Genomic DNA, 14,982 nt, shown 5'->3' with positions numbered 1-14,982 from the left:
GCATTGAAAATCAATAAAATAAAAAAAACGGTATGACTCATGCTTATCTCGATAAAAAGGTATTTAATAATTATTAAGGAATAAACATGAAAAAAATGATTTTAGCGCTTACTCTTGTAAGTTCATTATTTGCAGCAAATTCATATGCAGGTAAAATTCTTTTAACTCAATTTAATTTAACTACTGGTTTTCAAGAGATGAAGACAAGTTTAGAAAGCGCTGGGCATACTGTTGATATAGTTGATGCAACAATATCGGGTAATATTTCAAATTCATTGAATACAAATGTATATGATCAAGTATTTTTGTGGGATTTAACCAACCAACTATATCTGACTACATCTGACATATCAGCAATTAGTAACTTTTGGTCAACAGATATGGGGATTGCCATAGACACGCGCTCTTATGGGTATCATTTTCAAGGTTCAAATTCTAGTGAAGTTGCATTAATTCAGAACATTGCCCATAACTTAGAATTGTCTGGAGGTGGTTTATGGATAGGTAGTGATCATGCGCCAGGATGGTCTTATAATTCTAATGCTCTTTTATCCGCTTTAGGTTTCGATTTAATTACTGGTCAATATTCTGCCCCTGTAAATTATGCAGATCCTACTTCAGTGCTACTAAATGGTGTTACTCCAACTAGCTTATGGGGTGGTGGTGAATCTCTAGGAAAAGCACCTATTGGTTTACAATCAAATGGCGTTGAAATGTTTGCACATTTTGGTAATACGAATGGGCAAAGCACTATACCTTACATTTCAGCAAGCTTTGATTTAACTGGACCGGAACCTACGCAAAGCGTCACAGAACCTTCTACTCTTGCAATATTCGCGTTTGGTATAATGGGTTTATTATCTCGCAGATTAAAGAAATAATCTAAATACATTCCATTAACGAATTGATAAAAACACCAATAGTCAATATTGGTGTTTTTTTATAGTATTTGAGCTATTAATTCTCAATTTTATATCAAAAACTTAAATTAAAGATTGTAAGGTAAAATAATTAATACGCTAAGCCCGCCTTGCTCGCGATTATTAAAGACTAATTTACCTTCATGCGCTTCAATAATCTCTCTACACAGTGCTAAACCCAGACCAGTTCCAGAGTGTTTAGTTGAATAAAAAGGTAATAAGGCATTTTGAATAACTTCTGGCGACATGCCACTTCCATTATCATCAATAATAATTTCAAGTGCATGTGTAGATTCTTTAAAACCTAGTGAAATTTCACCTGTTTCATCAGCTTCATGCGCATTTTTAAGGATATTAATTAACACTTGTTCAAGCTGCACTAAATCAGCATTTAGTGGTGAATTCGGTAAAGATGTGGTTAATGTAAATGGGAACAATTTTTGTAATTCATCAACTAATTGTAGCCAATTTACTTGCTCTTTATTTGGGAGTTTTACTTTAGTTAACGTTGCATAACCTTTTATAAAATCGTTTAAGTGATTCACTCTCCCACTAATGGTTTTAAATACCCTATTCAACCTAGGTTCATTTAAATTTTTTGCTAACAGTTCACCGCTATGGCACATAGAACTAATAGGTGCAATTGAGTTATTAAGTTCATGGCTGATCACACTAATAACTTTCTTCCATGTAGCAACTTCTTGCTTTGATAACTCTTGAGTGATGGTTTTCAATAAAAATAATTGATGTTGAGCTTGATGAATCACAACACTTGAATTAGTCACATGCCATGCTTGTTGTGAACCTTGATTATCAGTTAACATAAAAATAGACTCGCCCTGATGACTTAAAGCATGTTGAAACTCTGGTGCTAACGACTCAAGTAATGTTGTCCATTTAAGGCCAACAATAGCGCCATTTAATTCAAAGGCTTGTTGAGCACTGTTATTAGTAAACACTATAGTATCTCTGTGGTCGACTAGAATAGTCACCATAGGTGAAGCATTTAAGACTTTATCTAACATCATTTCTCGTTGATAAAGTCGTTGACGTTCTTCCCTAAGCTTATTACTAGTTTGATTGAACGCATCAATAAGTGTATTGTACGCTTTTTCTTTTCGAGGCGTTAAACTCACCGAAAAATCATTATCTCGTAAGCTTTGTAGTCCGTGCTCTACACTTTGAAGAATAACACTGTGACGCTTATATTGCTCTTTGAATAAATAAAATGTCACCAAGAGTGACAAAAAAAGCAAAAATCCAAGAAAAACAGGGTATTGCACTGAAAAATAATAAAATGATAACAATAGTGAGCTGTATAATAATCCTAACGAAATAATTAAGCGCATTTATGACTCGCTCTCGTTCGAAGCTTCTTGTCTAAGTTGGTATTTTTCAATTCGTCGGTACAAAGCTTGTCTGCTTAATCCTAACTCTTCAGCTGCCCGTGAAATTACCCATTGATGTTTGTCTAATATCAGCTGTAAATAGGACTTATCAACATTTGCTTTTAAACTTTTTTTACTTTTATTTAAGTTTTCAGTTCTAACGGTATTAGTGTAAAAGTTAAAATGCTCTGGTAACAATTCATTGCCTGCACACATCACCATGGCGCGTTGACAATGGTTCTCTAATTCTCGTACATTCCCTGGCCATAATTGCTGTTTAAGTAGCTTAGCTGCTGATTCACTTAAATGATGAGTCTTGGAAACAAAATGGCGTGCCAAAGGGATAATATCATCTTGCCTACTCGCTAATGGAGGGACATTGATCTCAACGACATTAAGTCGATAATACAAATCTTCGCGAAATAAATTATCAATAATTGCTTGTTTCAAATTACTATTGGTAGCACTAATGACACGAACATCAACACTAATAGTTTCACTCGAACCAACACGTTCAAATTGTCCTGTTTGTAACACTCGTAACAGTTTCATCTGACCAGCTAATGACAAGTTACCAATTTCATCTAAAAATAATGTCCCGCCATTTGCAGCTTCAAAACGCCCTATTCTTGTTGCGGTGGAACCTGTATAAGCCCCTTTTACAGCACCAAATAATTCAGCTTCCATTAGCTCATTTGCTAATGCTCCCATATTCACTTTAATAAAAGGATTACTACTACGAGGAGAATTTTGATGAATATAATCAGCAATACGCTCTTTACCGCTACCGTTTGCCCCAGTAATTAATACACTAATATCACTACTAGCGACTTTTTCAGCTGTAGCAATAAGTTGTTTCATTGGCTGGCTTTCAACGATAAAAGGCGTAACTTTTTGATTTTTATCGGTAACACTTAACTTTTTCTGACAACTAGTACTCTCTGTTGCACTAGCAATATTTGTGTTAATAATCTCAAGTAACTTATTATCATTCCAAGGTTTAGGTAAATAGTCTGATGCGCCAGCTTTTACTAGTTCAATAGCTGTTTCTAACTGGCTCCAAGCCGTAATTAAAATAATTGGAATATCAGGAATAATTTCTTTTAATTGATAAAACAGCGACTTTCCTTCTTCACCTACTGTTGTTCCTTGACTAAAGTTCATGTCTTGAATAATTAAATCGACACGTTGATTATGCGCACAGAATAAAGCCTCTTTAATTGTACTGGCGGTGATAACTTGATAATCATGCAAACTAAGTAATAAGTCTAATGCATCCAAAATGTCGGGATTATCATCGACGACTAATACTCGCTTCATTCTTTCAATCCTTTTACTTCCTTCGAGTTAATTTTCATTCTTAATTTTAACTTTGGTAGTCACTCTTAATTTATTTTTCAGTTAAAAGAGTGACTGCCAACAATGACTTATAGTGTTTTAGTTGCAATTACTGGAGATATCTTTGTTGTTTTATAAGCAGGTAACCATGTAGCTAATGAACCTGCTACAAATACCACACATACCGCCAGAGCATATAACAATATCGTTGGTTTTTCGATAGTGATCACTTGTGATAACGCTATATTTAGCCCTACCATAGTCGCAATACCCAATAAGCTTGCGCCAAAATTTAACATCCAGTTTTCACTAAAGACATACAACATAATGTCTTTTTTTCTCGCTCCTAATGCTCGACGTATACCAATAAATTTTCGTTGTTGAGTTACATGAAAGTGCGCATGAGCAAAACTACTTACTATTGTCACCAAAATCATTAACATTGATAACATCGCAAACAAGCTAGCTAAACCCGTATCTTGTCTATAAAAGTTTTGTAAACGTTTCGCCATACTTTCTACATTAATAATATCGCGCTCTGCTTGTACTGATAAAATAGTATCACGCAGTTGAGCTTGAACTTCTGCTACTTTTCCTGGCTGAACACGAACAATGTAATGTTGTTCAAAATCAGATTGGGAATACATAAAATTACCAAACAAAGCATAAAATTTTGACGGACCTTCAAATGTAGGACTGATAACAAAGTCTTTTGCGACACCAACAACTCTTCCGTTGTTTGTTAACTCCCCTATCGCTGATTTATTAGGAAATACAGCTTTAGCAAGAGACTCAGTAAGAATAACATTTTGCTCAATACCTCTACGTTTACCTGACGTATAAAAATCGTGAGTAATATCATCAGCATCCGTTAATGCTCTGCCTTCTATGATCTCTACGCCTAAGTTTTGCAACCCGATTTTACTGGTGAAAAATTGTGGAACATTACGTAATTCTCTAGGTAACACTGCATCATCAGGAAAGTCAGCAGACTGAACATTGCCATTCCAGCCACCATTTTGAATAGGAACTTGGTTATAATGTGCGGCACTAATAACGCCGTCAATAGCGGTTATCTTGGCAATATCTTGTTTTGTTATTGATTGGTAATAATCAGTATCTCTAAATGCACCTGAAGTAGGTATTAAATCGACTACAATCAATTGCTCTACATCAAATAACAATGGCTTATTGAGTTTTTCAATTGCCGAATTAGTTAAAATAACCGTATTAACCATCAAACCTATGGTTAAACTTAGTTGTAACAACAGTAATCCAGTAGCAAACTTACGTAAACGAAGTGCTTTTAATAATGCTTTAATATTCATTTTAAGACCTATTTCAACGTTGTTGATAACGAAGTTCTACAAGAGCGAATCAATGGATATAACATACTAATAAATGAGGTAGTGAGAGCGATTATCACGCCAATTAAAATTAGGGCTCCGTCAATATCACTGGTATGTTCTAATGCAGGGAATAAATTGATAGATATTTGCAAAAACATCCATCCAAATAACAGTGCAAAAATAGCACAGCATATTCCAATTAAAAGACTTTCAACTAAGCCTTGATAAAAAACATCTTTCATTCTTGCACCAACCGCTCTTCTTAACCCTGTTTCAAATCGTGAGCTGTGAAATCTTGCAAGTAATAAACTGCTGGCATTAAATATACATACAGCTAAAAATAAGGACGTTGCTATACCAAACGCTAACATACGTTCATCAACTACTTCTTTATGCACTAGCCATTGATTGACATCTAATAGTCGATTGTCATAATCACGTAAATTTTCACCTTGCTGCAGTCTTTGTTGAGAATAATTATTAATATATTGCTGCATTTCTTTTTTTTGCGCTAAAGTATCAAGTTGAACGAATGCTTGAATAAAATAGCCATTTTTACCACGGTTATCAGAGACAGAGTTAATTCGATCGGTTGCGGAGTTTCTTACATTAATAGCCCATTCGTTATCTAAAGCCGTTTCAATAGGTGCGAAAATATCATCAGTAGGATTGAACTTTTGTCCATAAGCTACATGATAAAATAACGGTTTTAATTTCCATGGTTTTAATATACCTACTATCTCAAAAGGTTTTCCGTCAATTTCGAGTGTTTTACCTACATTATTACCACCACCAAAAATTTTCTGATTTAATGTATCACCAATAACAATTTGCTTTGCATGATCTTGTTGCCAGCTACTGCCAAAGGCAAACGGAGCGTCAGTAAGCGGAAAGAAACCTGGAGTTGTAGCACGTACCACTGCTTTTTGGCGTGTAAGGCTTTTTGAACCTAATTCTCTAGCATAAACTTGAGACTGATAATGCACCATAGTGTGAGTGGCGATATCATTTTTTAAAATATGCATTGCATCGTCGTAACGCATTATTTCTATCAGATCACCACTGGCATCATTACCTGTCCAAATGTTAAGAGTTACGTTAAATATTCGTTCACTTTTTTGTGGAATAGGATCGGTAGACATTGATTTTATAATAGCTATATTTGCTAAAAATACACCAACACCAACGGCCAATGTAGAAATCATCAAAATAAAAAAAAGACGATTCCGTACTAAGTTACGCATACTCAATTTCAAATAATAATTGAACATTTCCATTAGAAATCCTTATACGTTCACGTTAATAGTGGCGTTACCATTTATAGGCGCATAAACACTATGATCAGTAATTTGGCCATCTATCACTTGTATATTTCTACCTACAGCTCGAGCTTGATCAGGATCGTGAGTTACCATAATAATCGTACTACCCTCAGTATTTAAAGTATGAAGTAATTCCATTACTTGACGAGCCATTAATGAATCTAAATTACCTGTTGGTTCATCTGCCAATAGAATTTTAGGTTCGCCTGCTAAAGCTCGTGCAATAGCGACTCGCTGCTGTTGTCCACCAGATAATTGACTAGGTAAATAATTAGCTCTACTTGCTAAACCAACTTGCTCTAATGCATTTGAAATTCTGCGTTTTCTTTCTGTAGCATTAAAACCTCGATAACGTAATGGCATATCGACATTATCAAAAAGGTTGAAGTCTGGAATAAGGTTATAGTTTTGAAAAATAAACCCTATCTTTTCATTTCTTAATCGCGATAGTTCGTCATCATTTAATCCTTGAATATTGATACCATCTAATTCATAAGATCCCTTGTCAAAACTGTCTAATAACCCCGCTACATTTAAAAATGTTGATTTACCTGAACCGGAAGGACCAGTAACGGCAACAAATTCACCTGTGTTTACTTGTAAATTAAAGTCGCGCAATGCATGAGTTTGAATAGTATCACTACGATAAATTCGACTAATATCTTTCATGTTAAGCATATATTTTTCCTAAATAATATGTTTGCCAATTAGGGCTATTGTTATTTTTACGTTGTTAATTTAATAAAATGGATGAATGTGAATCGAACTTTTCCGTTGAGGAAATAATAATATTATCGCCAGCATTTAAACCTGACGTTATCTCAATAAATTCAACACTCTGCGAACCTATAGTGATAGGGGTTAAATATGCGGCATCACCATCAATCACATAAGCCGCTTGACCACCATGACTAGCTTGAAAGCCACCACGCTTAACCATTAATACATTATCTTTCTTTTCAAATTCTATTCGGGCGTTTAATCGTTGATTTTGGCGCAATTGAATATCAGAAAAGTCATCAACGGATACTCTCACCATCACCTGACTATTTTTAACTTCAGGGGAGATCGAAATAACTTTTCCAATCAGTGGTTTTCCTGAAATTTTCATTTGTACTGCTAAACCTAACCCTAGATCATCAGCATAAAACTCAGGAACATTAAGTTCTGCTTCATACTGACTTAAATCAACAATTGTCATTAGTGCTTGGCTTCCACTTACTCGTTCTTTTTTTTGCACTAACCAATTACCAACAACGCCATCAACCGGTGTGCGAATATTAAGTAACTCAACACGCCTTTGTAGTTCATCAACGATCAATTGTTGGCTTTTAACAGAAAGAATACGGGTTTGGTTTTCAAACTCTAGACGCTTCTTAGCCAATTCAACACGCTTTTGTGCATGTTTAAATAGCAATTCACTCTCAAGTTTATCATCACGTTTGCTCACCAAATAAAGCTGACTAACCACCTGTTTTTCAAAAGATAGTTCGGCACGTTTTAATTCACGATTACTCGCATCAAGACGAACACGTGCAGAATCTAGTACTTGTTCTAAATCAAGTTGAGATTCTTGATCTCGTAACTCACTGCGTCTTGCATCAATTTTTAAACTTTCCAATTTAGCAGTAGCTTGTTTAATCATTGACTGTAATTCAGGACTTAATATAGATGCAACGATAGCTCCTTTTTTAATCGTATCTCCTGGTTTAACTAATAAAGTAACTTGTCCAGCTTCAGAGCTATAAAGAGTTGGAGCGTTCGCAGCTACCAGCTTGCCATTAACTGCAATGTCTCTGATTAAAGTCCCTCTAATTACCGTCGAACGCGTAATAGTTTCTGGATCGACTCTTTGTACCCCATCTACCCATTGACTTATCGTAGGAAAAACCCAAAAAATTCCCCCTACAATTCCTAATGAAATAATAATTATTTTAAGCCAAGGCTTCTTACTGTTTTGTTTAACGATAACTTCGTCTTGTCCGAGAGTTGAATTGATCATAAAAACTTCACTGTATTATTTTATAAGTACAATAAAAGCGAGAAATATGCCAAAAGCCCATAAAAAACGTAGTAGTTTGTTTTTATTGAAGTATATTTTTATTTTGTGAACGAATAACTGTCCGAAGTATTGAATTTAAGTGTCCGAACGGACAATGACAGTGTCCGACATTATTGATCGGACACTACAGAAAAGTTGATACTAATTATATAAATTTACTAGAAAAAGTAGCTAACTAGCGCTTACTTCCGCAAGATTCTCTCACCACTAAAGTTGTTGCCATTAATCGCGTTTGTGCTTGCTCACCACTAATTAATTCTAATAACTTATCAACCAATAATTCTCCAGCTAATACGGTATTTTGGCGGGCGGTAGTTAGAGCAGGATAAGTGAAACTTGCAATAGGAATATCGTCAAAGCCAACTATAGCGATATCTTCGGGTACTTTTATATTGTACTCTTGCATTGCTTTTAATGCACCAACAGCAATTAAATCACTGGCAGCGAAAATAGCATCAACATGCTTGTTTGATTTTATTAATATTTGCATGGCTTCATAGCCAGACTCTTCAGTAGAAATAGCATCAAACTGTAATGCGGGATCTACACTAATATTAGCTTGTTCTAATGCGTGACAATGCCCTAAATAACGATCTTTAAACTCAGGGGCTCCATTGGATACACCACCTAAAAAGGCAAAATGTGTTCTGCCATTATTTAATAAGTGCTCTGTTAATTGTTGCCCACCATGAAAATTATCACACCCTACTGAGACAACGGGTAATTCTTTAACTTCAGCCCCCCACCGAACAAAATGTGTTTCTTGTTCAGTAAGTTGAATTAACTTTTCACGATAAGAGAGATAATCACCATAGCCTAATAAAATAATGCCATCAGCTTTTCGGGTATCTTCAAAGTCAGCGTGCCAGTCATTATTCATTTGTTGGAATGAAACTAATAAATCATAGCCTCTATTCGAGCAAGCTCGAGTGATACTACCTAACATTGACAAGAAAAAAGGGTTAATTAAAGAATCGTCATTAGTGGGGTCTTCAAACAAAAGTAACGCTATCGTTTGGCTTTGTTGAGTCCGTAAACTACTGGCATGTTTATCAACCTTGTAGTTAAGTTCTTTAGCAATTTCTTGCACACGCTTACGTGTTTCTTCATTAACTAGAGGACTATCTCTTAGCGCACGAGAAACTGTCGACTGTGATACACCAGCACGGTAAGCGATATCAAATGAAGTATTTTTAGCTTTCACTTTTTAGTTTAACTCTTTAATTATTATTGTAGCTTTTAGTTTTACTTAAGTATTAACTAGCTAACTTTATATTGTTTGGTTAGTCATCCATACACTTAACAATAAGATTTTTGCACACAAGCAACCAACAACTTGACGTTAATCATCACTTCATACTACCTGAGCCATAAAGTGATGTATAGCGAAATAAAATCCACCCAATGTCCTTTAATAAATTGCTTTTTATCAATAAATTCAATGATTAATAAAAACTATTTGCTTTAATTTAGACCAAATCACACAAAATGTATCTAACAAAAAGCAACGCTATATTAATAAATCCGTTCAAAAACAAAAGAAATGTTTATTTCCCAACATCCTGCATACGTATGCATAGCAAAATAGGCAATATACGCTCATGCATACGTATGTAACTCATTGCTCTATTTATCAGCATCCGCATAATAAATATTAATATTTTATTGATGAATCTAAACCCGATAACTACAGCTGAATGTATAGCAACAATTAAGTCGATTTTTCCACTATCACTTTTTTGAAGATTATTTTCACTCTGCACTTTTATCACGTAAGTGCATGTAACGAGTACAAGAATTATTATGGTTACTATAACTAAAAACATTAATAGCAACACAAGCTCTAACAAAAACACTTTAGATAGCGCCATGCTTAAAGTGCGTATTGAACATCATTTATCCCATACTTTAGGTGATATCATCATCAATAATGTTATTGATAAGCAGTGTACCGAAACTAAAAAAGCTTACTGGCATGCGACCTCTTTAGCGTTAAATGAAGTAATCACTGAAAAGCTTAATCAAAGTCAATTACGCCAAAGCCAATCAGCCTGTAAAAGTGTTAATTATTTGTCGCTTGAATATTTAATGGGACGTTTACTCTCTAATAATTTACATAATTTAGATTTGTACACCATCACTGAAAAAGTGTTAAAGAGTTTAGGTTTTGAACTCGCCGACTTATGCGAACAAGGCGCTGATTTAGCACTAGGTAATGGTGGTTTAGGACGTTTAGCCGCATGCTTTTTAGATTCATTAGCCACGTTAGACTACAACGCAATGGGCTATGGCATTCATTATCAACATGGTTTATTTAAACAACACTTTGCTGATGGTCATCAAGTTGAAACTCCTGATATGTGGCGTGAATTTGGTAGCCCATGGGAAATTTGTCGTCCTGAATCAACACAATTGATCCCTCTTTATGGTCATATAGAAGAAGTTCCTCAAGCCGATGGAAGCACAGAAACTAAATGGACTGCAGGGAAAACGCTTAAAGGCGTGCCTTATGACATTCCAATTGTTGGCTATAACTCAAGTACAGTAAATGCGTTAAGGCTATGGCAATGCAGAGCTGACTCAGCCTTTGACTGGGATAAATTTAACAACGGTGATTATTTAATGGCACTTGAGCAACAAGTGCATGCCGAAATAGTCTCGAAAGTATTGTATCCGAATGACGAACACGCAGCCGGCCAAGAATTGCGTTTTATTCAACAGTACTTTTTCTGCGCCTGTTCAGTTAGAGACATTATTAAACGTTATCAAGCACAATACGGTGCGTTAACCCCCGCCCAAAGCGAACACTTTTCCAGTAAAGTCGCTATTCAGCTTAACGATACGCACCCTACCATCGCAATTTTAGAATTGATGCGTTTACTACTCGATGAATTTCAATTTCAGTGGCAAGACGCTTGGCAATTAGCACGTAAGGTTTTTGCTTACACTAACCATACCTTGTTACCAGAAGCATTAGAGAAATGGCCAGTCAAGTTATTTGAACGTGTATTACCACGCCATTTAACTATTTTATATCGTATTAACGAGGCATTTTTAAATGAAGAAGTTAATGCAATGTGGCCCAATAATGACAACATGCGCAGAGCACTATCGATCATTGATGAAGGCGGCGAAGGTAATGAACGTAAAGTACGTATGGCACATTTATGCGTAATTGCATCACACAAAGTTAATGGAGTTGCTCAAGTACATTCAGATCTCGTTAAAAGCGATCTGTTCCCTGAGTTCAATCAATTATGGCCAAAAAAGTTAACTAACGTAACAAACGGCATTACTCCGCGTCGTTGGTTAAAAGCTTGTAACCCCTTACTATCAGCACTACTAGATTCTGAAATTAATGCTGACTGGGCAAAGGAGCTTACCCAACTATCTCTGTTAAGCAATAAAGCAGACAATGCTGATTTTCAACAGCAATTTATGCAAATTAAGCATCAAAATAAAGTAGCCTTAACAAAAGAAATTAAAGCATTAACAGGGATCACTGTTAGCCCTGATGCAATATTTGATGTGCAAATTAAACGTTTACACGAATACAAACGCCAACACTTGAATTTATTACACATTATTGCCTTATATCGACGTTTACTGGCTGATCCAGCAATGGAAATGTATCCCCAAGTGTTTATATTTGGTGCAAAAGCAGCACCAGGTTACAAACTTGCTAAAGATATTATTTTTGCCATTAATAAAGTAGCTGACAAAATCAATAACGACACGCGAATTCACGACAAATTAAAAGTGGTATTTTTACCTAATTACCGCGTCTCATTGGCAGAGAAAATTATCCCTGCCGCAGATGTTTCAGAGCAAATATCAACCGCAGGAAAAGAAGCTTCAGGTACTGGCAATATGAAACTTGCGTTAAATGGTGCGGTAACAATTGGTACCTTAGACGGCGCTAACATTGAAATTGCAGAAGAAGTGGGTAACGACAATATATTTATCTGTGGTTTAACGGTGGACGAAGTAAAAGCCTTAGATCAAAACGGTTATAACCCTACAGATTATTACCATAATAACGAAGAAATAAAAGCCTGTTTAGATTGGTTAGATTCAGATTATTTTACCCCAGGGCATGCTGGAGCATTATCGCCGATAAAAGAAAGTTTATTAGCCGGCGGTGATCCATACAAAGTGTTAGCTGATTTTCAGTCATACTCGGATGCACAAAACAAACTAAATGTCGCGTATCAAGATAAAAAACGTTGGGCACGTATGGCTATTTTGAATACCGCATTAATGGGGAAATTCAATTCCGATCGCTCAATCGAAGACTACATTGCCAATATTTGGCAGTTAACACCTGTTAGCGCTAATTAGTTTTCGTTTACTACCAATAATAGCGCAGGAAAAAAGATGAGTTTAACTCAACAAGACATTAATAATTTAGTAAAAGCGAAGCATGAATCCCCCCATGCCGTGCTTGGTCTAAATATGCTTGGAGATGATAGGAGTTTAACTATCAGCTGCTTTTTTCCTGCCGCTATTAATGTAGAAATTATTGCGAGTCATACCGGTAAAATCATTGGTAAATTAAAGAAAGTACATAGCGACGGATTATTTTCATTAAAACTTAGACGAAAAAACAAGTTTAAATATCAATTAAAAGTCACAAAAGCGACAAGTGACGATAAAACCAGTTATGAAATGATCGATGATCCGTTTAGTTTTACACCTATTTTAGGTGATCTTGATATCTACTTGCTCAATGAAGGAACACATTTAAAACCTTATAGTAAACTCGGTGCCCATGTGACTAACCATCAGAATGTGGATGGGGTATCGTTTGCCGTTTGGGCACCGAATGCAAGTTATGTTGCTGTTGTAGGTGACTTTAATGATTGGGATGGTCGCTGTCATCCCATGCAAAATATAGTCATAAACAATCAAAAGTCTGGTTATTGGTCAATATTTATTCCTCAAGCAGTTGTAGGACAGTATTATAAATTTAAATTAAAAGATCCTAATGGTAATATCCTGCCCCTAAAAGCAGATCCATACGCAACTCAATCACAATATCGACCAGAAACAGCCTCCATTATTAGCGCAGAAAAAGTCTATCCATGGCAAGATCAAAAATGGCTAGCTAAGCGAGAACAACGTAACAACCAAGATGCCCCTATTTCAATATACGAAGTACATTTAGGTTCATGGCGTAAAGACGCTAATAACCATTATCTAAATTATCGAGAAATAGCGAATCAACTCATTCCATATGTGTTGGAAATGGGCTTTACTCATATTCAGTTAATGCCAATAAGTGAATACCCATTTGATGGCTCATGGGGCTATCAACCTGTTGGATTATTTGCACCAACTTCGCGCTTTGGTAATGAAGATGATTTTCAGTACTTTGTTGACCAATGTCACAATGCAAATATTGGATTGTTAATTGATTGGGTCCCTGGACACTTTCCTAGTGATCCTCATGGGTTAGCTCAGTTCGACGGCACGCATTTATTTGAACATGAAGATCCTCGTCAAGGCTTTCATCCCGATTGGAACACGCTAATTTATAACTATGGTCGCACTGAAGTAACAAACTTCTTACGTGCATCGGCGATGCACTGGCTTGATAAGTTTCATGTTGATGGTATTCGTGTTGATGCAGTTGCCTCAATGTTATATCTCGATTACAGCCGTAAAGACGGTGAATGGATACCAAATAAACATGGCGGTCGTGAAAATCTTGAAGCCATAGCGTTTTTACAACAGTTTAATTGCGAACTTTATCATCAATATCCTGGTTGTGTCTCTATTGCAGAAGAATCGACTTCGTGGCCTGGCGTTTCTAAACCGGTGCATGAAGGCGGTTTAGGCTTTGGTTACAAATGGAATATGGGGTGGATGAACGATTCGCTAACTTATATGAAACGCGATCCTATTCATCGTTGTCATCACCATAATGAATTAAGTTTTAGTTTGGTTTATGCCTTTGATGAAAACTTTATTTTACCCTTAAGCCATGACGAAGTGGTTCATGGTAAGGGCTCATTAATTGCAAAAATGCCCGGTGATGCTTGGCAGCAGTTTGCTAATTTACGCGCTTATTATGGTTTTATGTGGGCACATCCAGGTAAAAAACTACTGTTTATGGGCTGTGAATTTGCTCAAGGTAAAGAATGGGATCATGATCATCAACTTGACTGGCATCAATTAGACATTCATTGGCATAGTGGCGTACAGCGTTTAATTAAAGATCTTAATAAGATCTATACAAACACTCCAGCCCTTTATCAACAAGACTGTTCACCCGAGGGCTTCTTATGGCTTGATCATAAAAATGCTGAGCAATCGATTTATAGCTTTATTCGTTTTGATAAAAGTCACGAAAACCCTGTTGTGGTTATTTGTAATTTTACCCCTACAGTACATAAAAAATTTAAAGTCGGTGTACCTATTGCGGGTAAATACATTGAATTAATTAACTCCGACGCTGAAGTTTATTCTGGTGCGAACCATCTCAATACAATTGCCATATCTAGTCATAATACGCCATGGCAAGATCAGCCTTATTCCATAGATATTACTGTTCCAGCATTAAGTACAGTTATGTTCTCATTAGCACAGGTCAATTAAATT

The 14,982-nt window shown here is 35.9% G+C and carries 10 protein-coding genes; 3 read left to right on the top strand and 7 right to left on the bottom strand.

Annotated elements, in window-relative coordinates; genetic code table 11:
• The first annotated feature begins 86 nt into the window (after nucleotides 1-86).
• Entirely contained in the window at nucleotides 87-881 is a 795-nt protein-coding gene (locus IE155_RS01180; RefSeq protein ID WP_189376255.1) for a PEP-CTERM sorting domain-containing protein, read from the top strand.
• Nucleotides 882-988: 107 nt separating this feature from the next.
• Here IE155_RS01180 and IE155_RS01175 read toward each other — a convergent pair whose 3' ends face one another.
• The 7 genes from IE155_RS01175 to IE155_RS01145 form a co-directional block, all read right to left on the bottom strand.
• The gene (locus IE155_RS01175) at nucleotides 989-2,269 is read right to left on the bottom strand and encodes a sensor histidine kinase (RefSeq protein ID WP_189376254.1); all 1,281 of its coding nucleotides are present in this window, start codon (nucleotides 2,267-2,269) and stop codon (nucleotides 989-991) included.
• Nucleotides 2,270-3,628, bottom strand: a complete 1,359-nt coding sequence (locus IE155_RS01170; protein ID WP_189376253.1) for a sigma-54-dependent transcriptional regulator — start codon at nucleotides 3,626-3,628, stop codon at nucleotides 2,270-2,272. It abuts the gene before it with no gap.
• A gap of 107 nt (nucleotides 3,629-3,735) precedes the next feature.
• Nucleotides 3,736-4,974 (bottom strand): FtsX-like permease family protein, encoded by a 1,239-nt coding sequence (locus tag IE155_RS01165; protein WP_189376252.1) that lies wholly within the window; start codon nucleotides 4,972-4,974, stop codon nucleotides 3,736-3,738.
• 8 nt (nucleotides 4,975-4,982) lie between these two features.
• Nucleotides 4,983-6,272 (bottom strand): ABC transporter permease, encoded by a 1,290-nt coding sequence (locus IE155_RS01160; protein WP_189376251.1) that lies wholly within the window; start codon nucleotides 6,270-6,272, stop codon nucleotides 4,983-4,985.
• 9 nt (nucleotides 6,273-6,281) lie between these two features.
• Complete coding sequence (locus IE155_RS01155; RefSeq protein WP_189376250.1) at nucleotides 6,282-6,995, bottom strand: ABC transporter ATP-binding protein; 714 nt, start codon at nucleotides 6,993-6,995, stop codon at nucleotides 6,282-6,284.
• Between the two features lie 55 nt (nucleotides 6,996-7,050).
• Nucleotides 7,051-8,319, bottom strand: a complete 1,269-nt coding sequence (locus IE155_RS01150; RefSeq protein ID WP_189376249.1) for an efflux RND transporter periplasmic adaptor subunit — start codon at nucleotides 8,317-8,319, stop codon at nucleotides 7,051-7,053.
• Nucleotides 8,320-8,554: 235 nt separating this feature from the next.
• Nucleotides 8,555-9,583 carry a LacI family DNA-binding transcriptional regulator gene (locus tag IE155_RS01145; RefSeq protein ID WP_189376248.1) on the bottom strand — a complete coding sequence of 343 codons (1,029 nt, stop codon included), beginning with the start codon at nucleotides 9,581-9,583 and terminating at the stop codon, nucleotides 8,555-8,557.
• A gap of 599 nt (nucleotides 9,584-10,182) precedes the next feature.
• On the opposite strand from IE155_RS01145, the gene IE155_RS01140 reads away from it, so the two are divergent.
• Entirely contained in the window at nucleotides 10,183-12,720 is a 2,538-nt protein-coding gene (locus IE155_RS01140; RefSeq protein WP_229816931.1) for a glycogen/starch/alpha-glucan phosphorylase, read from the top strand.
• 36 nt (nucleotides 12,721-12,756) lie between these two features.
• Nucleotides 12,757-14,979 carry a 1,4-alpha-glucan branching protein GlgB gene (gene glgB / locus IE155_RS01135; protein WP_189376247.1) on the top strand — a complete coding sequence of 741 codons (2,223 nt, stop codon included), beginning with the start codon at nucleotides 12,757-12,759 and terminating at the stop codon, nucleotides 14,977-14,979.
• Nucleotides 14,980-14,982: the final 3 nt, after the last annotated feature.

It is taken from the genome of Thalassotalea profundi (genome assembly GCF_014653195.1).
Taxonomy (GTDB): Bacteria; Pseudomonadota; Gammaproteobacteria; order Enterobacterales; family Alteromonadaceae; genus Thalassotalea_B; species Thalassotalea_B profundi.
The sequence above is the reverse complement of the archived record's forward strand: the minus strand, read 5'-3'. Positions and strand labels throughout refer to the sequence as shown.

Coding starts and splice junctions, on each gene's coding strand:
- IE155_RS01180 (WP_189376255.1), top strand. CDS start 87: ATGAAAAAAATGATTTTAGCGCTTACTCTTGTAAGTTCATTATTTGCA.
- IE155_RS01165 (WP_189376252.1), bottom strand. CDS start 4,974: ATGAATATTAAAGCATTATTAAAAGCACTTCGTTTACGTAAGTTTGCT.
- IE155_RS01140 (WP_229816931.1), top strand. CDS start 10,183: ATGGTTACTATAACTAAAAACATTAATAGCAACACAAGCTCTAACAAA.
- IE155_RS01170 (WP_189376253.1), bottom strand. CDS start 3,628: ATGAAGCGAGTATTAGTCGTCGATGATAATCCCGACATTTTGGATGCA.
- glgB (WP_189376247.1), top strand. CDS start 12,757: ATGAGTTTAACTCAACAAGACATTAATAATTTAGTAAAAGCGAAGCAT.
- IE155_RS01175 (WP_189376254.1), bottom strand. CDS start 2,269: ATGCGCTTAATTATTTCGTTAGGATTATTATACAGCTCACTATTGTTA.
- IE155_RS01150 (WP_189376249.1), bottom strand. CDS start 8,319: ATGATCAATTCAACTCTCGGACAAGACGAAGTTATCGTTAAACAAAAC.
- IE155_RS01160 (WP_189376251.1), bottom strand. CDS start 6,272: ATGGAAATGTTCAATTATTATTTGAAATTGAGTATGCGTAACTTAGTA.
- IE155_RS01155 (WP_189376250.1), bottom strand. CDS start 6,995: ATGCTTAACATGAAAGATATTAGTCGAATTTATCGTAGTGATACTATT.